At 72.4% G+C, this 23,193-nt stretch carries 20 protein-coding genes and 1 riboswitch; of the genes, 10 read left to right on the forward strand and 10 right to left on the reverse strand.

Annotated elements, in window-relative coordinates:
- Positions 1-17: 17 nt before the first annotated feature.
- Genes LE548_RS16550 through LE548_RS16575 form a run of 6 tightly spaced genes read right to left on the reverse strand, consistent with a single transcriptional unit; the run spans position 18 to position 6,975 of the window.
- Positions 18-1,121 carry an XdhC/CoxI family protein gene (locus LE548_RS16550; protein ID WP_225097612.1) on the reverse strand — a complete coding sequence of 368 codons (1,104 nt, stop codon included), beginning with the start codon at positions 1,119-1,121 and terminating at the stop codon, positions 18-20.
- On the reverse strand, positions 1,114-2,355 hold the full coding sequence (locus tag LE548_RS16555; protein ID WP_263636177.1) for a VWA domain-containing protein: 1,242 nt from the start codon (positions 2,353-2,355) through the stop codon (positions 1,114-1,116). The genes LE548_RS16550 and LE548_RS16555 overlap by 8 nt, the downstream gene beginning before the upstream one ends.
- Before the next feature lie 5 nt (positions 2,356-2,360).
- The gene (locus tag LE548_RS16560) at positions 2,361-3,236 is read right to left on the reverse strand and encodes a MoxR family ATPase (RefSeq protein ID WP_225097614.1); all 876 of its coding nucleotides are present in this window, start codon (positions 3,234-3,236) and stop codon (positions 2,361-2,363) included.
- Positions 3,237-3,251: 15 nt separating this feature from the next.
- Complete coding sequence (locus LE548_RS16565) at positions 3,252-4,106, reverse strand: xanthine dehydrogenase family protein subunit M (protein WP_225097615.1); 855 nt, start codon at positions 4,104-4,106, stop codon at positions 3,252-3,254.
- Positions 4,103-6,466, reverse strand: a complete 2,364-nt coding sequence (locus LE548_RS16570; RefSeq protein WP_225097616.1) for a xanthine dehydrogenase family protein molybdopterin-binding subunit — start codon at positions 6,464-6,466, stop codon at positions 4,103-4,105. Before LE548_RS16570 ends, LE548_RS16565 begins: the two co-directional genes overlap by 4 nt.
- Positions 6,463-6,975: a (2Fe-2S)-binding protein gene (locus tag LE548_RS16575; protein ID WP_225097617.1), complete on the reverse strand. Its 513-nt coding sequence runs from the start codon at positions 6,973-6,975 to the stop codon at positions 6,463-6,465. The genes LE548_RS16570 and LE548_RS16575 overlap by 4 nt, the downstream gene beginning before the upstream one ends.
- A 229-nt stretch (positions 6,976-7,204) precedes the next feature.
- Between LE548_RS16575 and LE548_RS16580 the strand changes: the two genes are divergently transcribed.
- Both LE548_RS16580 and LE548_RS16585 read left to right on the forward strand, forming a co-directional pair.
- Positions 7,205-9,187: a translation factor GTPase family protein gene (locus tag LE548_RS16580; RefSeq protein WP_225097618.1), complete on the forward strand. Its 1,983-nt coding sequence runs from the start codon at positions 7,205-7,207 to the stop codon at positions 9,185-9,187.
- Positions 9,188-9,252: 65 nt separating this feature from the next.
- Complete coding sequence (locus tag LE548_RS16585; RefSeq protein WP_225097619.1) at positions 9,253-11,109, forward strand: cellulase family glycosylhydrolase; 1,857 nt, start codon at positions 9,253-9,255, stop codon at positions 11,107-11,109.
- A 77-nt stretch (positions 11,110-11,186) separates the two neighbouring features.
- On the opposite strand, the gene LE548_RS16590 is transcribed toward LE548_RS16585, so the two are convergent.
- Positions 11,187-12,440: a YncE family protein gene (locus LE548_RS16590; protein WP_225097620.1), complete on the reverse strand. Its 1,254-nt coding sequence runs from the start codon at positions 12,438-12,440 to the stop codon at positions 11,187-11,189.
- A 139-nt stretch (positions 12,441-12,579) separates the two neighbouring features.
- Here LE548_RS16590 and LE548_RS16595 point away from each other — a divergent pair, with 139 nt between their 5' ends.
- Complete coding sequence (locus LE548_RS16595; RefSeq protein WP_225097621.1) at positions 12,580-13,242, forward strand: TetR/AcrR family transcriptional regulator; 663 nt, start codon at positions 12,580-12,582, stop codon at positions 13,240-13,242.
- Between the two features lie 164 nt (positions 13,243-13,406).
- Entirely contained in the window at positions 13,407-14,432 is a 1,026-nt protein-coding gene (locus tag LE548_RS16600) for an alcohol dehydrogenase catalytic domain-containing protein (RefSeq protein WP_225097622.1), read from the forward strand.
- 85 nt (positions 14,433-14,517) lie between these two features.
- Here LE548_RS16600 and LE548_RS16605 read toward each other — a convergent pair whose 3' ends face one another.
- Complete coding sequence (locus tag LE548_RS16605) at positions 14,518-15,747, reverse strand: glycosyltransferase (RefSeq protein ID WP_225097781.1); 1,230 nt, start codon at positions 15,745-15,747, stop codon at positions 14,518-14,520.
- Positions 15,748-15,970: 223 nt separating this feature from the next.
- On the opposite strand from LE548_RS16605, the gene LE548_RS16610 reads away from it, so the two are divergent.
- Complete coding sequence (locus LE548_RS16610) at positions 15,971-17,941, forward strand: ricin-type beta-trefoil lectin domain protein (RefSeq protein WP_225097623.1); 1,971 nt, start codon at positions 15,971-15,973, stop codon at positions 17,939-17,941.
- A 14-nt stretch (positions 17,942-17,955) separates the two neighbouring features.
- Here the strand turns inward: LE548_RS16610 and LE548_RS16615 are convergent, their stop codons facing one another.
- Together LE548_RS16615 and LE548_RS16620 are read right to left on the reverse strand one after the other, a co-directional pair.
- Positions 17,956-18,801 (reverse strand): bifunctional 5,10-methylenetetrahydrofolate dehydrogenase/5,10-methenyltetrahydrofolate cyclohydrolase, encoded by an 846-nt coding sequence (locus LE548_RS16615; protein ID WP_225097624.1) that lies wholly within the window; start codon positions 18,799-18,801, stop codon positions 17,956-17,958.
- Between the two features lie 24 nt (positions 18,802-18,825).
- Positions 18,826-18,906, reverse strand: a riboswitch (ZMP/ZTP riboswitch).
- A 268-nt stretch (positions 18,907-19,174) separates the two neighbouring features.
- Positions 19,175-19,540 carry a nuclear transport factor 2 family protein gene (locus LE548_RS16620; RefSeq protein WP_225097625.1) on the reverse strand — a complete coding sequence of 122 codons (366 nt, stop codon included), beginning with the start codon at positions 19,538-19,540 and terminating at the stop codon, positions 19,175-19,177.
- Positions 19,541-19,713: 173 nt separating this feature from the next.
- Here LE548_RS16620 and LE548_RS16625 point away from each other — a divergent pair, with 173 nt between their 5' ends.
- The 5 genes from LE548_RS16625 to LE548_RS16645 all read left to right on the forward strand — a co-directional run bounded on the left by LE548_RS16625 (position 19,714) and on the right by LE548_RS16645 (position 23,130).
- Entirely contained in the window at positions 19,714-20,019 is a 306-nt protein-coding gene (locus LE548_RS16625; RefSeq protein WP_225097626.1) for a hypothetical protein, read from the forward strand.
- 322 nt (positions 20,020-20,341) lie between these two features.
- On the forward strand, positions 20,342-20,671 hold the full coding sequence (locus LE548_RS16630; protein ID WP_225097627.1) for a hypothetical protein: 330 nt from the start codon (positions 20,342-20,344) through the stop codon (positions 20,669-20,671).
- Positions 20,672-20,997: 326 nt separating this feature from the next.
- Positions 20,998-22,083, forward strand: a complete 1,086-nt coding sequence (locus tag LE548_RS16635; protein WP_225097628.1) for an S-(hydroxymethyl)mycothiol dehydrogenase — start codon at positions 20,998-21,000, stop codon at positions 22,081-22,083.
- Positions 22,083-22,712: an MBL fold metallo-hydrolase gene (locus tag LE548_RS16640; protein WP_225097629.1), complete on the forward strand. Its 630-nt coding sequence runs from the start codon at positions 22,083-22,085 to the stop codon at positions 22,710-22,712. Before LE548_RS16635 ends, LE548_RS16640 begins: the two co-directional genes overlap by 1 nt.
- A 43-nt stretch (positions 22,713-22,755) precedes the next feature.
- On the forward strand, positions 22,756-23,130 hold the full coding sequence (locus LE548_RS16645; RefSeq protein WP_225097630.1) for a DUF4180 domain-containing protein: 375 nt from the start codon (positions 22,756-22,758) through the stop codon (positions 23,128-23,130).
- The last annotated feature ends 63 nt before the right edge of the window (positions 23,131-23,193 follow it).

Raw genomic sequence — 23,193 nt, forward strand, 5'->3', positions numbered from 1 at the left:
GGACACGCCGGGCTTCGTCAGACGGCGGGCGGGTGGATGGCTCCGGCGGTCGTGGTCAGGGGTGCTCCGCTGCCGCCCCAGCGCAGGGCGACGATCTCGGCGGCGACGGACACCGCGACCTCCTCCGGGGTACGGGCACCGAGATCGAGCCCGAGCGGTGAGCGCAACCGGGACAGCTCGGCATCGGTCAGACCGGACTCGGTGAGCCGTGCACGCCGCTCGTCGTGGGTCTTTCGGCTGCCCATCGCCCCGATGTAGGCGGCCGGGCGGCGCAGGGCCTCCTGAAGCAGGGGCACGTCGAACTTCGGGTCGTGGGTGAGGACGCAGATCACCGTGCGGTCGTCGGTCTCGGTGCCGGCGAGGTAGCGGTGCGGCCAGTCGACCACGACCTCGACGGCCGCCGGGAAGCGCTTGGGCGTGGCGAAGACCGGGCGGGCGTCGCACACGGTCACCCGGTAGCCGAGGAAGTCGCCGATGCGGGCCACCGCGGCCGCGTAGTCGATGGCGCCGAAGACCAGCATGCGCGGCGGCGGCGCGAACGACTGGAGGAACACCGTCACGGCGTCCTCGCGGCGCTCGCCGTGCGGCCCGTAGTGCCGTACCACCGAGGCGCCGAGGGCGAGTTCGCCGCGCGCGTCGGCGGTGACCGCGACGTCGAGGCCGGATGCGCCGAGGGTGCCGTCCGTCCCGTCCGGCCAGACGGCGAGCGTGGCGCCGCGCGGCGCGGGTCCGTCCACCACCGTGGCCACGGTCACCGGCTCGCCCGCCGCGACCGACGCGGCGACCGCGCCGAACGCCGGGTCGGAATCCGGGGTCACCGGCCGTACCAGCAGGGTGATCTCGCCGCCGCAGGTGAGCCCGACCGCGAAGGCGTCCGCATCGCTGTACCCGAACGTCTCCAGACGCGCCTCACCGCCGGCCACGACCTCCTGCGCCAGCTCGAACACCGCGCCCTCCACACAGCCGCCGGACACGCTCCCCACGACCTCGTCGTCCGGGCCCACCGCCATGGCGGCGCCGGGCCCGCGCGGGGCGCTACGGCTGACCGCGACGACCGTGGCCAGCCCGAACGGCACCCCGGCCCCATGCCACCGGGCCAGCACCGGCAGAATCTCACGCACGCTCGGCTCCTCTCACCGGGTCCGGGCCGGCCGTCCGGCCCGCACCCGTCACCCGTTCCGCACCGGCGTCCGCGCCCCGCACCACCGCCGCCAGCCGTTCCAGTGCCGCCAGGCTGTGCCCCTCGACGAAGGCGTCCACGCTGGGCAGCGCGGCCGCCATGCCGGCGGCCAGCGGGGCGTAACCGGGGCGGGCCTTGCGGGGGTTGGCCCAGATGACCTGGTGCGCCAGGGCGTGCAGGCGGCGCATCTGCCGGCCGAGCAGCTCCGGATCGCCGCGCTCCCAGCCGTCGGAGAGCAGGACGACGATCGCGCCGCGCGCCATCCCGCGTTGCCCCCACCGATTCAGGAACTCCCGCACCAGCTCGCCGAGCCGGGTGCCGCCGCGCCAGTCGGGCACGGCCGCCGCGACCGCCGCCATCGCCACGTCCGGGTCGCGGTGCGAGAGTTCACGGGTCACCCGGGTCAGCCGGGTGCCGATGGTGAACGCCTCCGTACGCCCCGCGCGCACCGCCGCGTGCGCGAACCGCAGCAGTGCGTCGGCGTACGGCGCCATCGAGCCGCTCACGTCCACCAGCAGCACCACCCGGCGGGGCCGCTCGACCCGTGCGTGCCGCCGCAGCCGGGCCGGTTCCCCGACGCGGCGCAGCAACTCCCGTACGGTGCGCCGCGGATCGACCTCGCCGCGCCGGGCGGGCCGGCGCCGGGCCGAGCGCCGTGTCCGACCCTCCAGCGCGAACGCGGCCAGCAGGCACCGCAGTTGGGCCCGTTCGGCGGCGTCGAGCGTGGCGACGTCGCGGTGCCGCAGCACCTCGGCGGAGCTTGCGAGCACGGCGGCGGGCGGCCCCTGCGGTTCACCGTCGCCCGGCGTACCCGCAACCACGGGCGCCTTACGGGCGACGAGCCGCAGCCGGGACGGGGCAGCGGCACGGACCGGGCGCGGCGCCCGCTCCCCGGCGGACCCGAAGTACGCGGCGAACACTCGCTCGTACCGCTCCAGGTCGTCGTGCCCGCCGCACAGCGTCGCCCGCCCCGCCCAGAACACATCCGCACGCACCCCGGGCCGCAGCGCGGCCACGGCCCGCAGAAACGCGTGCAGCCGCTCGGTACTCGCCTCGACCCCGGCCGCCCGCAACGCCCGCACAAAACCGAGCAACACGGCATCGGCCCCCAGCCACCCGTTCCCGGCCCGCTCCCCTCCCGAGGAAGCCCCCGCCCCCCTCCCCGCCGTACCCATCCCGCTCACCCGCCCCGTGCCGCGAGGACCGCCGTGATGTCCAGACCCCGGGCGCGCTCCGTGTCCTCGCGGTACTTCAGGACCGAGCCCAGCGTGGCCAGCGCCAGGTCGGCGTCGAGCTCGTTCGCGCCGAGGGCGTCCAGTGCCTCGGCCCAGTCGAGGGTCTCGGCCACGCCGGGCGGTTTGACCAGGTCCGCGCCGCGCAGGGCCTGCACCAGCGCGGTGACCTGTTCGGCCAGCCGCGCCGACACCCGGGGCAACCGGCGCCGCACGATGGCTAGTTCACGGGCGAAGGACGGATGGTCGAACCAGTGGTAGAGACAGCGCCGCTTCAGCGCGTCGTGCACCTCCCGGGTCCGGTTCGAGGTCAGGACGGCCACCGGCGGCTCCTCGGCGCGCAGTGTTCCCAGCTCGGGGATGGTGACGGAGTGCTCCGACAGCAGTTCCAGCAGGAACGCCTCGAACTCGTCGTCGGCCCGGTCGATCTCGTCCACCAGCAGCACCGACGGCTGGGTCTGCAGTGCCCGCAGCAGCGGCCGGGCGATGAGGAAGCGGCGGTCGTACAGCTCGCTCTCCAGCCGCTCCGCGTCCGTCACCCCGGCCGCCTCGGCGGCACGCAGATGCAGCAGCTGGCGCGGGAAGTCCCAGTCGTACAGGGCCTGCGAGGCGTCGATGCCCTCGTGGCACTGGAGCCGGATCAGCGGCGCGCCGAGCGCCTCGGCGAGGGCGGCGGCGAGCGCGGTCTTGCCCACGCCCGCGTCGCCCTCGCAGAACAGCGGCCGGTGCAGCCTCAGGGCCAGGAAGCAGGTGACGGCCAGCCCTTCGTCGACGAGGTACCCCGTCTCCTCCAGGCGGGCCCGCACCCGCTCCGGGTCGTCCATCGTGTTGATCGGCGCTCACCCCGCTCCGCCGGCGGCCAGCACCGCCCGCCGGGTCAGCACCCGGGCCAGATGCGCCCGGTACTCGGGCGTGGCGGACAGGTCCTGCGCGGGCCGGGTGCCCTCGGCCGCCCGCTCGGCCGCCCGGGCCACGGCCTCGGGACCGTCGGCACCGGCCAGCGCCGCCTCGGCCGCCGACGCGCGCAGCGGGGTCGTGCCCATGTTGGTCAGCCCGATGCGGGCCTCGGCCACCTGCCCGTCGTCGCGCCGTACCAGCGCCGCGACGCCGACGATCGCCCACGCCTGCGCGACCCGGTGGAACTTCTCGTAGTGGAAGCCCCAGCCGTCCGTCTTGGGGACCCGTACTTCCACCAGTACCTCGTCGGGCGCGAGCGCCGACTGGAGGTAGTCCACGAAGAACTCCCGGGCCGGGATGGCGCGCCGGCCGTCCCGCCCCGCGGCGATCAGCTCCGCGTCCAGGGCCAGCACCACCGCGGGCAGGTCCCCGGCCGGATCGGCGTGTGCCAGGGACCCGCCGAGGGTGCCCCGGTGCCGTACGGCGGGATCGGCGACCGTGGCCGTGGCCTCGGCCAGCAGACCGGCGTGCCGGCGCACCAGCGGGTCACGGATCACGTCGTGGTGGGTGGTCAGGGCGCCGATGACGAGCGTGTCGCCGTCCTCGCGGACCCCGCGCAGCCGAGGGATCCGGCCGACGTCCACGACCAGTTCCGGGAAGGCCAGCCGGAGCCTGAGCAGCGGCAGCAGGCTCTGCCCGCCGGCCAGCACCTTCGCCTCCTCGCCCGCGTCGGCGAGCAGCCGCACCGCCTCCTCCACACTCTCCGGACGGGCGTACTCGAATGCCGGGGGAATCATCCCGACGCCTCCTTCAGCGCGCGCCACACGCGTTCGGGCGTGCAGGGCATCCGGACGTCGTGCACACCGAGCGGGCGCAGCGCGTCCACGACGGCGTTGACCACGGCGGGCGTCGAGGCGATCGTGCCTGCCTCCCCGACGCCCTTGACACCCAGGGCGTTCGAGGTGGCCGGTGTCTCGGTCCGGTCGGTGACGAAGTCCGGCAGGTCGGCCGCCGACGGTACGAGATAGTCGGCCATGGTGCCGGAGACGAGGTTGCCCTCGTCGTCGTACACGGCCTCCTCGTACAGCGCCTGTGCGATGCCCTGCGCCAGTCCGCCGTGCACCTGCCCCTCCACGATCATCGGGTTGACGACCCGGCCGACGTCGTCCACGCACACGTAACGCCGGATCCGGGTCCGCCCGGTCTCGGTGTCGACCTCGACCGCGCACAGATGGGTGCCGTGCGGGTAGGAGAAGTTCTCCGGGTCCACGACGTGTTCGGCGTTGATGCCGGGCTCGACGCCGTCGGGCAGGTCGTGGTGGGTGAATGCTTCGAAGGCGATCTCCTGGATGGTCTTACGGGCTTCCGGGGAGCCCTTCACCGAGAACACCCCGCCGCTGAACTCCAGGTCCTGCTCGCCGGCCTCCAGCAGGTGGGCGGCGACCTTGCGGGCCTTCGCCACGACCGTCGTCGCGGCGCGGTGCACGGCCTCGCCGCCGACGGCCAGCGACCGCGAGCCGTAGGTGTCCATGCCCTGCGGGGCCGTCCTGGTGTCGCCGTGCACCACCTCGACGTCCTCGAAGGGCACGCCGAGCACGTCGGCCGCGATCTGGCTCCAGCAGGTCTCGTGGCCCTGCCCGTGCGGGCTGGTGCCGGTGACCACCTCGACCTTGCCGGTGGGCAGCATGCGGATGCTCGCCGCTTCCCAGCCGCCGGCGGAGTACCGCAGATCGCGCAGGACCCGGCTCGGCGCCAGACCGCACATCTCGGTGTAGGTCGACACGCCGATGCCGAGCCGTACGGGATCGCCCCGCTCGTTCCGCTCCCGCTGTTCGGCGCGCAGGGCGTCGTAGCCGAAGAGTTCGAGCGCCTTCGCCGTCGCCGCCTCGTAGTCGCCGCTGTCGTAGGTCAGTCCGGCGATCGTGGTGTACGGGAACTCCTCGTGCCGGATCCAGTTGCGGCGCCGCAACTCGACCGGGTCCAGGCCGAGTTCGGCGGCCAGCTCGTCCATGACCCGCTCGATGGCGTACGTCGCCTCCGGGCGCCCGGCACCCCGGTAGGCGTCGGTGGGCGTCCGGGTGGTGAACACGCCGGTGCAGCTGAACTCGTAGGCGTCCATCTTGTAGATCGCCGGGTACATGAAGGCGCCGAGGATCGGGATGCCGGGGGTGACGAGCATCAGGTAGGCGCCCATGTCGGCGAGCAGATCGACCTTCAGGCCGAGCAGCCTGCCCTCGCGAGTGGCGGCGACCTCGACGTCCTGGATCATCCCGCGGCCGTGGTGGGTGGCGAGGTAGCCCTCGGAGCGGGACTCGGTCCACTTCACCGGCCGGCCGAGCCTGCGGGCGATCGCGAGCGCGAGGGCCTCCTCGCCGTACACCTGGAGTTTGGAGCCGAAGCCGCCGCCCACGTCCGGGGCGATCACGCGCAGCTTCTGCTCGGGGATCCCGGTGATCGTCGCGAGCATGATGCGCAGGATGTGCGGGATCTGGGTCGCCGAGTACACCGTGTACTCGCCGGAGGCGGCGAGCGGGGTGACGACGACCGCGCGCGGCTCCATCGCGTTGGGGATCAGCCGCTGCTGGTGGTAGCGGCGCCTGAGGACGACGTCGGCGCGTGCGCGCACCGCCTCGAAGCTCTCGCCGGTGGCGAGCGGCCAGGTGTAGCAGCGGTTGGTGCCCTTGTCCGCGTGGACCAGCGGGGCGTCCGGCGCCAGCGCGGCCTCCAGGTCCAGGACCGGGGGCAGCGGGTCGTAGTCGACCTCGATCGCCTCCAGGGCGTCGGCGGCCGCGTACCGGTCGCGGGCCGCCACCACGGCGACCGGATCGCCGGCGTGGCGGACCTCGTCGACGGCGATCGGCGGGTGGTCGGGCAGCACGATGTCCTCGGTCACCGGCCAGGCGCAGGGCAGCGAGCCGAGCCCCTCGGCGAGGTCGGCGCCGCTGAACGCGGCGACCACACCGGGGCACCGGAGCGCCGGGGTGACGTCGACGCGGGTGACGCGGGCGTGGGCCATCGGGCTGCGCAGGACGGCCAGGTGCAGCAGTCCGGCCATCTGGATGTTGTCGGTCCAGGTGGTCTGGCCGGTGATCAGCCGCGCGTCCTCCTTGCGGGTCCTTGCGCGCCCGACCTCGGGTTCGACCGCCTGACCGGTCATGCCGTGGCCTCCTCGGTGACCTGGTGGGTCTCAGGCCGGGCGGAGGTGTCCTCCTCCTCGGCGGCGGCGAGCACCGCGCGGACGATGTTCTGGTATCCGGTGCACCGGCAGAGGTTGCCCTCCAGGGCCTGCCGGATCTCGTCGGAGGTGGGGTGCGGGTTCTCGCGCAGCAGGTCCCGGGCCGCCATGATCATGCCGGGGGTGCAGTAACCGCACTGGAGGCCGTGCCGCTCGTGGAAGGCGCGCTGCAGCGCCGTCCACGCGCCGTTCCGCGCCAGCCCCTGGACGGTGGTCACGGCGCCGCCGTCGGCCTGCACGGCCAGCACCGCGCAGCTCTTCACGCTCTGCCCGTCCAGGTCGACTGTGCACGCCCCGCAGTTGGACGTGTCGCAGCCGATCGGGGTGCCGGTCAGACCGAGGCGGTCACGCAGGTAGTGGGCCAGGAGAAGCCGGGGCTCGACGTCGTCCTCGTACGCCGTGCCGTCCACGTTCACCTTGATGCGGGTCATGGGACCTCCCGACCGCCACCATCGTGACGTACGTCACTCTATGGCCGCGCTGTGGGGGTGGCGAACGCTGCGACCGCACGCTTGTTGAACGTTAATCCATTGCCGTTGCCGGGCTGTCCCTGCTGCACTGCTGGGCGATCCGACGTCACTCAGAGAGGACCAGCGATGCGCGCTGCGTGCATGTCCACCCAGGAAGGAATCCACCCCGTGCCGAAGGACATCACGCTCAGTGCATCTGCTCAATCTCGGAATTCTCGCGCATGTCGACGCCGGTAAGACCAGCCTGACCGAACGGCTGCTGCATATGGCCGGGGTCATCGACGAGGCCGGCAGTGTCGACGACGGAAACACCCGGACCGACACCCTCGCGCTGGAGCGCCGGCGCGGCATCACCATCAAGTCCGCCGTCGTGTCGTTCCCACTCGACGGGGTGACCGTCAACCTCATCGACACCCCCGGTCACCCGGACTTCATCGCCGAGGTCGAGCGCGTGCTCGGCGTCCTCGACGGCGCCGTCCTGGTCGTCTCGGCCGTCGAGGGGGTCCAGGCGCAGACCCGGGTGCTGATGCGCACCCTGCGCCGGCTGGGCATCCCCACCCTGATCTTCGTCAACAAGATCGACCGGCGCGGCGCGAACGGCTCCGCCGTGCTCGACCAGATGGCCCGCAGGCTGGCCGTGCCGCTCGTCCCGATGGGCAGCCCCGCCGCGTCCGGCACCCGCGCCGCCCGCTTCGTGCCCGGCCTCGGTCCGGCCGCCGCGGAGGTGCTCGCCGACCGCGACGACGACTTGCTCGCCGCCTACGTCGACGACCGGGTCGAGCGCGGCCGGCTGCACGCGGCCCTCGCCATCCAGGCCCGGCGGTCCCAGGTCCACCCGGTGTACTTCGGCTCCGCCGTCACGGGGGCGGGCGTACCGGAGCTCGTCGCCGGCATCGAACGCCTGCTGCCGGCAGCAGGCGGCGACCCCGCCGGAACCCTGTCGGCCACGGTCTTCAAGGTCGAGCGGGGCCCGGCGGGGGAGAAGATCGCCTATGCCCGTGTCTTCTCGGGCACCCTGCGCGTCCGCGACCGGATCCCGTTCGGGCACGCGGCTCGCGGTGCGGACCGGCCGGAGGGCCGCGTCACCGCGCTCAGCGTCTTCGGCGGCGCCGCCGACGTCCGGCGGGACAGTGCGGGCGCCGGGCGGATCGTCAAGGTCCAGGGCCTCGGCGGCATCCGGATCGGGGACCCGCTCGGGGCGCCGGGACGGGCGTACGAGCACCACTTCGCGCCGCCGACCCTGGAGACCGTCGTCGTCCCCGGCCCCGGTACGGACCGGCGCTCGCTGCATCTCGCGCTCACCCAGCTCGCCGAACAGGACCCGCTCATCGACGTCCGCCACGACGAGCTGCGCGGGGAGACCTCCGTCTCGCTCTACGGCGAGGTGCAGAAGGAGGTCGTGCAGGCCACCCTCGCCGAGGAGTACGGCCTGGATGTCACCTTCCGCGAGACGACGACCCTGTGCATCGAACGGCCGGCGGGCACCGGGCACGCCGTGGAGTTCAACAAGAAGGACGCCAATCCGTTCCTGGCCACGGTCGGCCTGCGCGTCGAGCCCGCACCGCCGGGCGCGGGCGTCGCGTTCCGGCTGGAGGTGGAGCTGGGCTCGATGCCGTACGCCTTCTTCAAGGCCGTCGAGGACACCGTCTGCGAGACGCTCGGCCAGGGGCTGCACGGCTGGCGGATTCCCGACTGCACGGTCACCATGACCCACTGCGGCTACTCGCCCCGGCAGAGCCACGCCCACCAGGGCTTCGACAAGAGCATGTCGAGCACCGGCTACGACTTCCGGGGCCTGACCCCGCTGGTCCTGACCGCGGCGCTGCGCCGCGCGGGCACCGTCGTGCACGAGCCGGTGCACCGCTTCACCCTCCAGGCCCCGGCGGACACGCTGGGCGCGCTGCTGCCGGTGCTCGCTCGGCTGGGCGCCGTCCCGGAGACCACCGGCGCGCCCGGCGCGAGTGCCGTGCTGGAGGGCACGGTGCCCGCCGCGCGGGTGCACGAGCTGGAGCAGCGGCTGCCCGGCCTCACCCGGGGCGAGGGTGAGCTGGAGACGGCCTTCGACCACTATGCGCCGGTCACCCGGGGCACCGTCCCCGAGCGGCCGCGCACCGACCGCAATCCGCTGAACCGCAAGGAGTATCTGCTGAACGTGATGCGTAGAACTGACTGAGAGTCAACTTACTTGTGAGTCAGGTGGTATTGACGTGGCTTTCGGCGGGCCGGACTGTGGTGGACATGCCGAACATCCGGGCGCGTCTGCTGGTTGTCCTGGTCATCCTCAGCGGATTCCTGACGGTGGCGGGTGCCCCGCCCGCCACCGCCGCCACCCCTTCCGACTCCCTCTGGTTCGACGGCTCCTCCCTCACAGTCCAGAACGGCCGCTTCACCGACGGCCAGGGGCGCGAGATCGTCCTGCGCGGCTACAACGTCTCCGGCGAGACCAAACTGGAGGAGAACAGCGGGCTGCCGTTCGCCTCCGTCGCCGACGCCCGTACGTCCGCGACCGCGCTACGCGCCCTCGGCGGCGGCGACGCGGTCCGCTTCCTGCTCTCCTGGGCCCACGCCGAACCCGTACGAGGCCAGGTGGACACCGCCTATCTGGCCGCCGTCACCGAGCAGATGCGCGCCTTCCTGGACGAGGGCATCCGCGTCTTCCCCGACTTCCACCAGGACCTCTACTCCCGCCACCTGTTCAACACGGGCAGCTGGTACACCGGCGACGGCGCCCCCAAGTGGGCTGTGGACGCGGGGAGTTACCCTGCCGAGTCCTGCGGGATCTGCCTCTTCTGGGGCCAGAACATCACCCAGAACGCGGCCGTGCAGCAGGCGCAGTACGACTTCTGGCACAACAACCACGGCCTCCAGGACGCCTTTCTCACCACCGCCCAGGCGACCATGGCCTATCTCCAACAGCACCTGAGCAGCGCCGAGTTCGCGGGCATCACCGGCTTCGACCCGTACAACGAGCCGTACGCGGGCAGTTACGACTCCGGGCAGACCTCCCGCACCTGGGAACACGATCTGCTGTGGCCGTTCTACGTGAAGTTCCGCGCCCGGATGGACGCGGCCGGCTGGCAGGGCAAGCCCGCCTTCGTGGAGCCCAACCTCTTCTGGAACGCCAACATCTCCACCCAGAAGCAGGAGGGCGGCCTGCTGGACGCGGGCACCCTCGGTCCGGGCTATGTCTTCAACACCCACTTCTACGACCAGAAGGCCATCTCCGGGATCCTGATGTGGGGCAAGGCCGCCGACGGCCAGTACGCCTCCGACTTCGCCGGCGTCCGCGACCGCGCCGCCTCCGCCGGTACCGCGGCCGTGGTCAGCGAGTTCGGGCACCCGCTGTCCGGCACGGTGTCCGACAAGGCGCCGACCGTCCTGAAGGCGATGTACCAGGCCCTCGACTCCCGCCTGCCGGGCGCGAGTTGGTGGTCGAACCCGGCCGCCTCCGGCCCGGTGCTCTCCGGCACCCAGTGGCAGTGGGACATGTACAACGGCCGGCACCACGAGCTGATGAACGGCAACCCCGACAAGGTCCGCACCGCCGGCGACGCCTGGAACGACGAGGACCTCTCCGCCGTGAACCTCGACGGTTCCGGCCAGGTGACCCTCCGTCAGGACGCCCGGCTGCTCGACCGCCTCTACCCGAGCGCCACGGCCGGCACGACGCTGGCCTTCACCTACGAGGACCGCTCCCGTGACGGCTCCACCACCCTCACCTGGAACCCGGTGCCGAGCTCGCTGCCGAACGTGGCCCGGCTGGTGGGCTCCGGGCAGTACGGGCTGCTGGTGTGGCGCTCCGGGGACGGCACCGCGCCCACCGAGCTGCACCTGCCGGCGTCCTTCCCGACCGCGTCCACCACCGTCGTCTCCGACCTGGGCACGGTCTGCGGTCCGCCCGCCTACACCACGTCCACACCGGTCGCCGTCGCCCCCGAACCGGGCGGCACGGGCAGCCGCCGGCTGCTGCTCACCGACCCGGACTCCGGGACCCTGCACTACGCGCTGGTGACCAACGGGGCCACGGCGCCCTCGGCGGACCTGCTGAGCGCGGCCCGGTCGGAGCTGGCCGCGTGGGCGGCGGCCCACTTCTGAAGACGCCTGAACGGAAAGAAGCCGTACGGCCTCCGGGGTGGGATGGGGGTTGGGGGCACCCCGGAGACCGCCGGCGCTCAACTCCCGCTCGGACTCGTCCAGTCGGCCTGGACGTGCCCCAGCCGGACGCGCTGCGGATGGTCGCCGACCGGAACGGACAGCACCTTCTGACCCGTCGCGAAGTCGATGGCCGTGACCTGGTCGGCGCCGGCCTCGGAGATGATGCAGTCCTTGCCGTCGCCGCTGACGGTCGCCCAGTACGGCGTCGATGCGGTGATGAGCGGGCCGACGTCGAAGGAGGCCCGGTCGACCACGGTGGCATAGTTGTCCATGGTCCCGGCGACACACAGCTTGGTGCCCTCGGGGTTCATGGAGATGCCGTGGTGGCGTGAGTCCAGCAGCCAGGTGGTGCGGTCCGGGTTGGTCGCCGGGTTCTCCGGCAGTGTCTTCACCCGGGTGATCTTGTCGGCGGCCACGTCGTACTCCAGGAAGCCGTTGAAGAAGGACACCTGGAAGTACAGCTTGGACCAGTCGGGCGTGAAGGCGGCGGGCCGGACCGCGTCCGAGAAGTCCTTCAGCCCGATCGCGTCCAGCCGCTGCCGCATGTCGATGGTCTTGACCTGCTTGAACGTGGTCGCGTCGACGATCGTGATGTGGCGGTCACCCTTGGTCCAGTCCCACCCCGGCGTGTCGAGGGACGTGGTGACCTCGCCGATGGACATGTTCCAGATGTACTTGCCGCCATTGGTGAAGAAGTTCTCGTGCGGCTTGTCCCCGGTGTCGAACTCGCCCAGTTCCTTGCCGGTGCCGATGTCCAGCACCTGCACCTTGTTCGCGGTCGAGGCCGACACCGCGACCCGGGTGCCGTCGGGCGAGACCGCCATGTGGTCGGCGCGGTAACCGGCCACCGGGAAGCGCCAGTTGACCTTGTCGGTGGCCAGGTCGATGGAGACGACGTCGGCGAAGCTCGGCCGGGAGACGACCACGGACCGGCCGTCGGGCGTGGAGTACATGTCGTCCGCGTACTGGTCGTGCCCCTGGCCGACCTGGTCGCGGATGGACGTGTAGTAGATCCACTTGATCGGATCGGCGTTGATCTCGGCGAGCCGCTCCGCCTTGTCGGGGACGACGTTGATCCGGCCGATCTTCGCGAAGTCGCCGGAGGACTTGATGACATCGGCGGTGCCGTCCCAGTTGTTGCCGACGAACATCACCTCGCGCAGGCCGTCGTCGGCGGCCGTGGCGGCGGAGGCGGCCGTCGCCGGTCCGGCGACGGTCAGGGCGAGGGCGGCGGCCACGGAGCACAGGTGCCTGGTTCTGGAGGCAGGCATGACTGCTCTCTTTCCTCGGGGGAATCTGAACACGGGCGCATTCACAGTGAACTTACTGAAAAGTAAGGAGAGGGCCGGTTACTCGACAAGAGGTGTGCACGACAAGATTGGGGCCGGGACGGCGGGCGGAGGGGGAGACGTGACGGGCAGACTCAGGGCGCCGACGGGCCGCTACGGCGGCAGATCCGCCGAGGAGCGGCAGGCCGAGCGGCGCCGGCGGTTCCTGGATGCGGCCCTGGAGCTGTTCGGCGGCGCCCCCGGCTACCGGGGGACGACGGTCGCCGCGCTCAGCCAGGCCGCCGGCCTGTCCACGCGCCAGTTCTACGAGGAGTTCCGCACCCTGGAGGACGTCCTCGCCGCGCTGCACCTGGAGGTCAACGGCTGGGCCGAACAGGCCGTGCTGGCGGCCCTCGCCGGGGCGGACGGCCTGCCGCTGGCCGAACGGGCCGCGGTGCTCTTCCGCGCCTACGCCTCCGACGTCACCTGCGACCCGCGACGTATCCGCATCACCTTCGTGGAGATCGTCGGCGTCAGCCCTCGCCTGGAGGAGCAGCGGCTGGCCCGCCGGGCCCGCTGGGTCGACCTCATCCGCGCCGAGGCGGACGCGGCCGTGGTGCGCGGGGAGGCGGCGCCCCGGGACTACCGGCTCGCCGCCACGGCCTTCATCGGCAGTGTCAACGGCCTCCTGCACGACTGGAGCGCCGGCTGGGTGGACGCGACGCTGGACGAGGTGGTGGAGGAGCTGGTGCGGCTGTTGCTGGGGATGCTCCGCCCGGAAGGCTGGCGCCCCCGGGCCGCATGACCCATGACCCGGGTGACGTGGCCCTTCCCCTGTCGTCCCAGGTCAAGGCCCGCTTCGTACCGCTCGGCGCGCGGGATCGGCCCAGAGCTGGTCTGCTGGTGCGGGGGCGGTCGTACCCGTGCTCCGCAGCGGCAGGCACACCGCGAGACACAGGAGAGCGTGTGATGAGTACCTATCGAGTCGCGCAGGTGATGAGCGCGGGCGGTTCGTTCGAGCTGGCGGAGCGCGAGGTGCCGGAGCCGGGGCCCGGCCAGGTGCGGATCGCCGTCGAGGCGTGCGGCATCTGCCACAGCGACGCCATGTTCGTGCACGCCGCGGTGCCGGGCATCACCTTCCCCGAGGTCCCCGGGCACGAGATCGCCGGGCACGTCGAGACACTCGGCGCGGGCGCGCAGGACGCGGGCTGGCAGGTCGGGGACCGGGTGGCGGTCGGCTGGTTCGGCGGCAGCTGCGGGCACTGCAAGCCGTGCCGGCAGGGTGACTTCATCCTGTGCGCGAACCTGAAGGTGCCCGGGTGGGCCTACGACGGAGGCTTCGCGGAGAAGGTGATCGCGCCCGTGGACGCCCTGGCCCGGATCCCGGACGCGCTGGCGGCCGGCGACGCCGGGCCGATGGCCTGTGCGGGCGTGACCACGTTCAACGGGCTGCGGCGCAGCTCCGCCCGGCCGGGCGACCTGGTGGCGGTGCTCGGGCTCGGCGGCCTCGGCCATCTCGGGGTGCAGTACGCGGCGGCGATGGGATTCGAGACCGTGGCGATCGCCCGTGGCGCGGAGAAGGCCGACTTCGCCAAGCGGCTGGGCGCCCACCACTACATCGACAGCACCGCGGGCACGCCGGTCGCCGAGGCCCTGCAGTCCCTGGGCGGCGCGAACGTCGTGCTGGCCACCGCCGGCAACTCCGCCGCCATCACGGCCACCGTGGACGGCCTCGCACCGCGCGGTGAACTGGTCGTCATCGGCGCGGATCCCGACTCCATGGGCATCAGCCCGCTCCAGCTGATCATGGGCGCCCGCGTCGTGCGCGGCCACCCCTCCGGCACCGCGCAGGACGTGCAGGACACCATGGAGTTCAGCGCCCTGCACGGCATCCGCCCGATGACCGAGACCGTGCCGCTGGACGATGTGGGCGGCGCCTTCCAGAAGATGCTCTCGGGCGGCGCCCGCTTCCGCATGGTGCTCACGTACAGCTGACTTTCGGGCAGGGGCCACGGCGGCCGGCACCGACGGCGCACGCCGGAGCCGGCCGCTGCGGCCGCTCCCAGCCGGGCCGCGCGGATCAGCCGCCCAGCCGCTCCAGTGCGGCCAGCACCGGGGCGGCGCCGTCCTCGGCGCGGATGCGGGTGCCGAGGACGCGGGCGCGGTCCCGGTACACCGGCTCGCGCGTGGCTCGTACCAGGGCCGAGGAAAGGGCGTCCACGGTCAGGTGTCGCAGGGGTACGGCGGCGGGGGCGACGCCCAGGGTGATCAGGCGGGTGGACCAGAAGCCCGCGTCGAACTGGACCGGCACCGGCACGGCCGGCACCCCGGCGCGCAGTCCCGCCGCGGTCGTGCCCGCGCCCGCGTGATGGACCACGGCGGCCAGGCGGGGGAAGAGCAGCGCGTGCGGCACGTCGCCGATGGTCAGCATGTCGTCGCCGTCGGCCGCGAGCCCGCCCCAGCCGCGCTGGATCACCCCGCGCAGCCCCGCCCGCCGCAGCGCCGTGACCACCTGGGCGCTGAGCCGCCCGGCGTCCGGCACGGTGGCACTGCCCAGCCCGACGAAGACCGGCGCAGGGCCCGAGTCCAGGAACTCCCGTATTCTGCCAGGGAGTTTGTCCTCCGTGTCGTACGGCCACCAGTAGCCGCTCACCGTGAGGCGCGGCCGCCAGTCCCGGGGGCGCGGCACCACCAGGGGACTGAAGCCGTGGTGCACCGGCCAGAGGCGTCGCTCCCGGGCCCGCAGCGCGGCACCGGCCCGCAGCGCCGGCAGCCCGAACCGCTTGCGCAGCCCGGGTACGGCGTGCCTGAAGATGTGTTCCGTGGCAAGACAGACCCCGTGCCCGGCGACCCGGTTGGCCGTCGGCCCCCAGGAGCCGCCGCCGAGGACGGGGGGCGCGAACTCCCGGGTGCCGCAGAGGGGTTGGAGGTAGACGCCCATGCTCGGCAGCCGCAGGCCCTCCGCGATCGTGTGGCCGAGCGGGGCCAGGGAGGCGGACAGCAGCAGCACCTCGCTGTCCCGGGCCGCCGTGAGCAGGTCCTCGGTCATCCGCCCGACGACCCGGCGGGCCAGGTCCGCCAGGCGCAGCAGCTTCGTGGCCTCGCTCGCGCTGCGGTGCAGACCCCGCCCGCGCGGTGACTCCAGCTCCGCCCGCGGATCGACGGGCAGCCCGTGGAACCGTATGCCGGAGCCCGTGACCAGCGGCTCGAAGCGTGCGTGGGTGACCAGGGTGACCTCGTGCCCGGCGAGCGCGAGTCGGTGTCCCAGCCCGGTGTAGGGGGCGACGTCGCCCCGGGATCCGGCCGTCATGATCGCAATGCGCACGATGACCAAGTATGGCGGCCGCGCGCGTCGAGCGGGCCGAAATGCCCGGCGTGGACGGCCGGTTCACCTCTGCCGCAGCCGTTGACTTCACCCTCGTGCGGCTCTACCGTCGGCGCGCGGCATGTTCGGTTCACCGATCCATGTCCGGGATATCGAACATACACACCGTGTCGATCAGCGTGGAATCCGTCCGCACGCGGAGGCGCCGATGTACCCCCCACCCCGTCCGACCGCCGAAGGCTTCGTACGCCGCTGCAGAACCACCGCCGTACGCGCGATGGTCCTGGCCCTGACCGCGGCCGCCGCTCTGCTCTTCGCCCAGCCGGGCACCGCCCAGGCGGCGACGGCCCGTCAGATCCCGGTGCCCACCGCGCCGATGGGCTGGGCCTCCTGGAACAGCTTCGCCGCGAAGATCGACTACAACGTCATCAAGCAGCAGGTCGACGCGTTCGTCGCGGCAGGCCTTCCCGCCGCCGGCTACACGTACATCAACATCGACGAAGGCTGGTGGCAGGGCACCCGCGACAGCGCCGGCAACATCACCGTCGACACCGGTGAGTGGCCCGGCGGCATGAGCGCCATCGCCGACTACATCCACAGCAAGGGCCTGAAGGCCGGCATCTACACCGACGCCGGCAAGAACGGCTGCGGCTACTACTACCCGACCGGCCGCCCCGCCGCCCCGAACACCGGCAGCGAAGGCCACTACGACCAGGACATGCTCCAGTTCTCGAAGTGGGGCTTCGACTTCGTCAAGGTCGACTGGTGCGGCGGCGACGCCGAGGGACTGAACGCGGCGACGACGTACCAGGCGATCAGCTCCGCCGTCACCAACGCCACCGCGGCCACCGGCCGCCCGCTCACCCTCTCCGTGTGCAACTGGGGCAAGCAGAACCCCTGGAACTGGGCGCCCGGCCTCGCCACCATGTGGCGCACCAGCACGGACATCATCTACTACGGCAACGCGCCCTCCCAGGCGAACATGCTGTCCAACTTCGACCAGGCGCAGCACCCGGCCGCCCAGCACACCGGCTACTACAACGACCCCGACATGCTGATGACCGGCATGCCGGGCTTCACCGCCGCGCAGAACCGCACCCACATGGCCCTGTGGGCGATCTCCGGCGCCCCGCTGCTGGCCGGCAACGACCTGACGACGATGACGAGCGAGACCGCCGGGATCCTCACGAACCCGGACGTCGTCGCCGTCGACCAGGACCCGCGCGGCCTCCAGGGCGTCAAGGTCGCCGAGGACACCACCGGACTCCAGGTCTACGGCAAGGTCCTGGCCGGCACCGGCAACCGGGCCGTGGTGCTGCTGAACCGCACCTCCGCCGCGCAGAACATCACCGTCCGCTGGTCCGACCTCGGCCTGACCGGCGCCACGGCGAGCGTGCGGGACCTCTGGGCGCGGGCGAACCTCGGTTCGTACGCCACGAGTTACACCACCAGCGTCCCGGCGGGCGGCTCGGTCATGCTCAAGGTGAGCGGCACCGAGGCGGCGAGCAGCGGCTACCCGGCTACCTCCACCGGCACGTTCACCGGGGTGAGCGCGGCGAGCACCGGACTCGACGTCGTCGACATCGCCTACACCAACACCGGCTCCACGCCCGTCACCGGCACGCTCCGGGTCGACGGGCAGACCGCCACCGCGGTCTCCTTCCCGCCGACCGGTTCCGCCCGGGGCACGGTCTCGGTCCAGGTGAACCTCACCAAGGGAGCCGCCAACTCCCTTGCGGTGAACGGCGGTCCGGCCCTGAGCGCCCTCACCGTCCGCTCCTTGCCGGACACGAACGGCACGCTGCTGGTGGGCAAGCAGTCCGGGCGCTGCGCGGACATCTACGACAACACGATCACCAACGGCACCCAGGCCGAGCTGTGGGACTGCAACGGCGGCGCCAACCAGGCCTGGACGTACACCTCCCGCAAGGAACTGGTGGTCTACGGCGACAAGTGCCTCGACGCCTACAACCGCGGCACCACCGACGGCACCAAGGTCGTGATCTGGGACTGCAACGGCCAGGACAACCAGAAGTGGACACTGAACGCCGACGGCACGCTCACCAACGTCCATGCCGGACTCTGCCTGGACGCCTACAACGCGGCCACGGGCAACGGCACGTCACTGGTCCTGTGGACCTGCAACGGGCAGGACAACCAGAAGTGGTCCCGGACCTGACCGCCGGGGCCCCCCTACGCGGCCGTCGCCTCGGCGGCCGCGACCGTCTGCTCCAGCAGGGTGGCGATGGTCATCGGACCGACGCCACCCGGCACCGGAGTGATCAGCGCGGCCCGCTCCACGGCCGAGTCGAAGTCGACGTCGCCGACGTTGCCCGGGTTGTAGCCCGCGTCGATCACGACCGCACCGGGCTTGATGTCCTGCCCGCGGATCAGCCGGGGCCGGCCGACGGCGGCGACGACGATGTCGGCCTCCCGGACCGCCGCGGACAGGTCCCGGGTGCGCGAGTGGCAGTAGGTCACGGTCGCGTCCCGCGCCAGCAGCAGCATGCCGACCGGCTTGCCGAGGATCGCGCTGCGGCCCACGACCACCGCCCGCTTCCCGGCGGGGTCGACGCCGTACTCGTCCAGCAGCCGCATGATCCCGCCGGGCGTGCAGGAGACGAAGCCCGGCAGACCGAAGCTCATCGTGGCGAAGGAGGCGAAGGTGACCCCGTCGACGTCCTTCTCGGGCGCGATCGCCTCGAACGCGGCCCGCTCGTCGACATGGTCGCCGACCGGATGCTGCAGCAGGATGCCGTGCACCGTCGGATCGGCGGACAACTCCCGCAGGGTGCCCACGAGTTCGGCGGTGCTCGTGGCGGCGGGCAGCGCCACGTGACGGGAGGCGATTCCCGCAGTGCGACAGCGGTTCTGCTTCATCCGGACGTAGGTCACCGATGCCGGGTCCTCGCCGACCAGCACGGTCGCGAGACAAGGGGCGACGCCGGTCCGCGCGGTGAGCTCGGCGGCCTTCTTCGCGGTCTCCTCGACGATACGGCGGGCGAGGGCGGTGCCGTCCATGAGACGGGCCTGGGTCATGCTGCACACTCCTGAGCGGATCGACTCTCTCGCCCAGGCGCGCGGCATCCACCACAGGCCGCTCCCCGGTGGTACTCCACCTCAGCGCCAGTCACGGCCCGCGTACAGGGTAGCCGAGCGCACGTACGACCCCGTCCCGGGCGGCTCAGCGGCGCCGGGGCCTGCGGGCGCACGGCAGCGGGCGTGGGCGCGCCGCTCGCAGCACCGAGCGCGCCGAGCGCACCGGGTGCGGGCACGCGGCCCCCAGCATCGACCGCACCGACCGCAGCCGCAGCCCGCCCAAGCTCGCGTGGGCAGAGAAGGTCCAGGTCAGCCTGGAGGTGACCTGGACCCTCGCACTTCTCCTTCCGGCGCCTGTCATGCCGGGGTGCGCCTACTCGTCCCAGGCCTGGATGATCAGCTGGTCGGCGATCTTGCCGTCGCGCAGCGTGAGCATCGACTCGGCGAGGACACGGGTGCCGTCGCCGTACTGGCAGGTCTCGGTAAAGGCGACATGATCACCCTGGACGACGCAGTGGCCCAGCTTGTGTGTCATGTCGCGGCTGTAGATGTCGTCCAGCAACTCGGCGATCTGGCCCCGGCCGTGCAGGACCGTGGGGTGGCTGGGCTGGTGGTTGTGGTCGACGATACGGATGTCCGCGTCGTCGGTGTAGAGCGCGAGCAGGGAGTTGCCGGTGTTCCCTTCGACGGCCCGGCGCAGTGTCTCGGTGTCGAAGGCGGAACCTGACGCGGTGCCCATGGTGACCTCCTTCAGGCGCCCGCGGCCCGGCGAGGAGCGGACCGCGCGGGCCTCACCCTTCGAGACTCCTCCGGCCGGGCGGCCGCGGCAAGCGCAGCCGATGGGCTCCGCCTCACGAGTGAGCGCGGGCCGCCGCCCGTGTCCGGCCGGGGGCCGGGGCCGTTGCTGAAGGCATGATCTCAACACGACGTATCGTCGCCGCCCTCGGCCTCGCCGCCGGGGTCACGGCCCTCGCCGCCCCGATGGCGAACGCGGCCGACGCGAGCGCAGCGCCCCTCGGGCAGATCAGTCCCATGGGCGTGCTCGACTCGCTCACCGTCAGCGACATCCCCGCCGCGCACAAGGCCCAGGTCCCGCGCGTCTCCGAGCAGATGCACGCGCTGAACCAGGTGAGCAAGCTGAACCAGCTGTACGAGCTGCACCAGGTCACCGACCTCGCGGCCCCCGTGACGGGCCTGCTGCCGGCTGTCGAGGCCTGACCCGCCCGCAGATCCGCGGACCGTCCCGGCCGGACCGTCCCGGCCGGGGCGCCGTGAGCGCCGTTCCGACCGGGACACGCCGAGGGCCGTCCCGATGGGGGCGGCCCTCACGTCTGCCTGACCCTCCCGAGCGCGGCCCGCACGGGGTGACCTTCCCGGACCCCGCGCCCGGCGGCCCCACCCGCAGTGTCGCCCGGCCCCGGGACAGCGCGAACGCCGAGACCGTGCCGTCCGGCAGACAGCCGGGGAGCAGGCGGACGAGCAGATCGCCCGGCCCGAGTTCGACCAGGTGCGGACCCCGGCGCGGTGCAGCACGCAGGCCGTGTCCGCGAACCGCGGCGGTGTGCGCCGTACCCAGAGCTCCGGCTCGGCGGCATCGGCGCCCACCGGGCGGGCGCTGCCGTCGCAGACGAGCGGCCGGCACGAGGTGCGCGGGTGCAGGGTGGCGCGTGTCCGGCCGTGCGCCGAGGACGCCGTCCATGCCGGGACGGCCCGGTGCCGGGTCGGGCAGCCCGTCCAGGAGCCGGGCCAGGGTGCCGACGGCGTGGCGGACGTCCGCCGGGGAGAACACGCCCGCGGCGTACGCGGCGGCCGTCCGCCGGGTCCCCTCCCCGCAGACCACATCCAGTACGACTCCTGCGGGTGCCGTTGACCGCGGACATCACACAGGTCGGCGGGAGTTGGAGATACGGGTCGAGGCGGGCGCGGATGTCGTCCGGCCTCTCGGCGAACACCGGGAAGCAGGAATGCGGTTCGTCCGGTACGGCTGTCACGTCCGACCTGTTCTCGCCGGACGCGCCCCGCGGGCACGGAGGGCGTTCCAGCTGAGGCACGACAGCCACTTCCTCGACGAGCCGGAAACCTGACGGAGGCCGGCGGCGGCCGGAAAGATCCACGCTCACCGCCGTGGTCCGTCCCGCTACCGAGCGGTCACGCGTAGGGTCGGCGGCGAAGGCAATCGACAGAAAGGGCCAGGCCATGGCGCAGGAAGTCCGCGGTGTGATCGCACCGGGGAAGGACGAGCCCGTACGGGTCGAGACGATCGTGGTGCCGGACCCGGGACCCGGCGAGGCCGTGGTGCGCGTCCAGGCCTGCGGTGTCTGCCACACCGACCTGCACTACAAGCAGGGCGGCATCTCGGACGACTTCCCCTTCCTCCTCGGCCACGAGGCCGCCGGCGTCGTGGAGTCCGTCGGCGAGGGTGTCACCGACGTGGCACCCGGTGACTTCGTCATCCTCAACTGGCGTGCCGTGTGCGGCCAGTGCCGGGCCTGTCTGCGCGGGCGGCCCTGGTACTGCTTCAACACCCACAACGCCAAGCAGAAGATGACCCTCACCGACGGCACGGAGCTGTCCCCGGCGCTCGGCATCGGTGCGTTCGCCGAGAAGACGCTCGTCGCCGCCGGCCAGTGCACCAAGGTTGACCCGGCCGTCTCCCCGGCGGTCGCCGGCCTGCTGGGCTGCGGTGTCATGGCCGGCATCGGCGCCGCCATCAACACAGGAGGCGTCGGCCGGGGCGACTCCGTCGCCGTCATCGGCTGCGGCGGTGTCGGCGACGCGGCCGTGGCGGGGGCGCGCCTCGCCGGCGCGGCGAAGATCATCGCCGTCGACATCGACGACCGCAAGCTGGACAAGGCCCGCACCCTGGGCGCCACCCACACCGTCAACTCCAGGGACACGGACCCGGTCGAGGCGATCCGCGAGCTGACCGGCGGCTTCGGCGCCGACGTCGTCATCGAGGCCGTCGGCCGCCCGGAGACGTACCGCCAGGCCTTCTACGCCCGCGACCTCGCCGGCACGGTCGTCCTCGTCGGCGTGCCCACCCCCGAGATGAAGCTCGAACTGCCCCTGCTGGACGTCTTCGGCCGCGGCGGCGCCCTGAAGTCCTCCTGGTACGGCGACTGTCTGCCCTCCCGGGACTTCCCCATGCTGATCGACCTGCACCTGCAAGGGCGGCTGCCGCTCGACGCGTTCGTCACCGAGACGATCCAACTGGACGAGGTGGAGAAGGCGTTCGAGCGGATGCACCACGGCGACGTGCTGCGCTCGGTGGTGGTGCTGTGATGACCGCCCGCATCGAACGCCTCGTCACCTCCGGCCAGTTCACCCTCGACGGCGGCACCTGGGACGTCGAGAACAACGTCTGGATCGTCGGCGACGACCACGAGGCCGTCGTCATCGATGCCGCCCACGACGCGGAAGCCATCGCCCATGCCGTGGGCGACCGCCGGCTCACCGCGATCGTGTGCACCCACGCCCACAACGACCACATCGACGCGGCCCCCGCCCTCGCCGACCTCACCGGCGCCGTCATCTGGCTGCACCCCGACGACCTGCCGCTGTGGAAGCAGACCCACCCGCACCGCGACCCCGACCGGCCTCTTCTCGACGGTCAGGTCATCGAGGCGGCCGGCGCCGACCTCACCGTGCTCCACACCCCGGGCCACGCCCCCGGCGCGGTCTGCCTCCACGACCCCGGACTCGGTGTCGTCTTCACCGGCGACACCCTCTTCCAGGGCGGCCCCGGCGCCACCGGACGCTCCTACTCCCACTTCCCGACGATCATCGACTCCATCCGCGACAAGCTCCTCACCCTGCCCCCGCAGACCAAGGTCCTCACCGGGCACGGCGACTCCACGACCATCGGCGCCGAGGCACCCCACCTGGAGGAGTGGATCAAGCGCGGGCACTGAAACCCGGTACGGCCGAAGTCGGTAGGCCCGTACGATCACGATCATGACCACGCACCCGAACACGCTGGAGACCCTGCACGGCACCCGCGTCCTGCGCTGCGCACCCGACGGCCCGCTCCTGGACGGCGAGCGCGCGGCACTGGACCTGATCGGCGACGCCTTCGGCCAGGAGGCGGAGCTGGTCGCGGTGCCCGTGGAGCGGATATCGGACGACTTCTTCCGACTACGCTCCGGTGTCGCCGGCGACGTCGTGCAGAAGTTCGTGAACTACCGGCTGCGGCTTGCCGTCCTCGGCGACATCTCGGCCCACGTCGCGACGAGCGACGCCCTGCGGGACTTCGTGTACGAGTCCAACCAGGGCGGCCAGCTCTGGTTCGTCGCGGACGCGGCGGAGCTGGACGAGCGACTTCGCACCTGAATCCGCTGCCAATACCGACAGAAGGTGTCCGGCTTTCCCGTGAGAGTGGGGACGACAGCAGTC

It is taken from the genome of Streptomyces sp. CoH27, from assembly GCF_020181035.1.
GTDB classification, from domain to species: domain Bacteria; phylum Actinomycetota; class Actinomycetes; order Streptomycetales; family Streptomycetaceae; genus Streptomyces; species Streptomyces camelliae.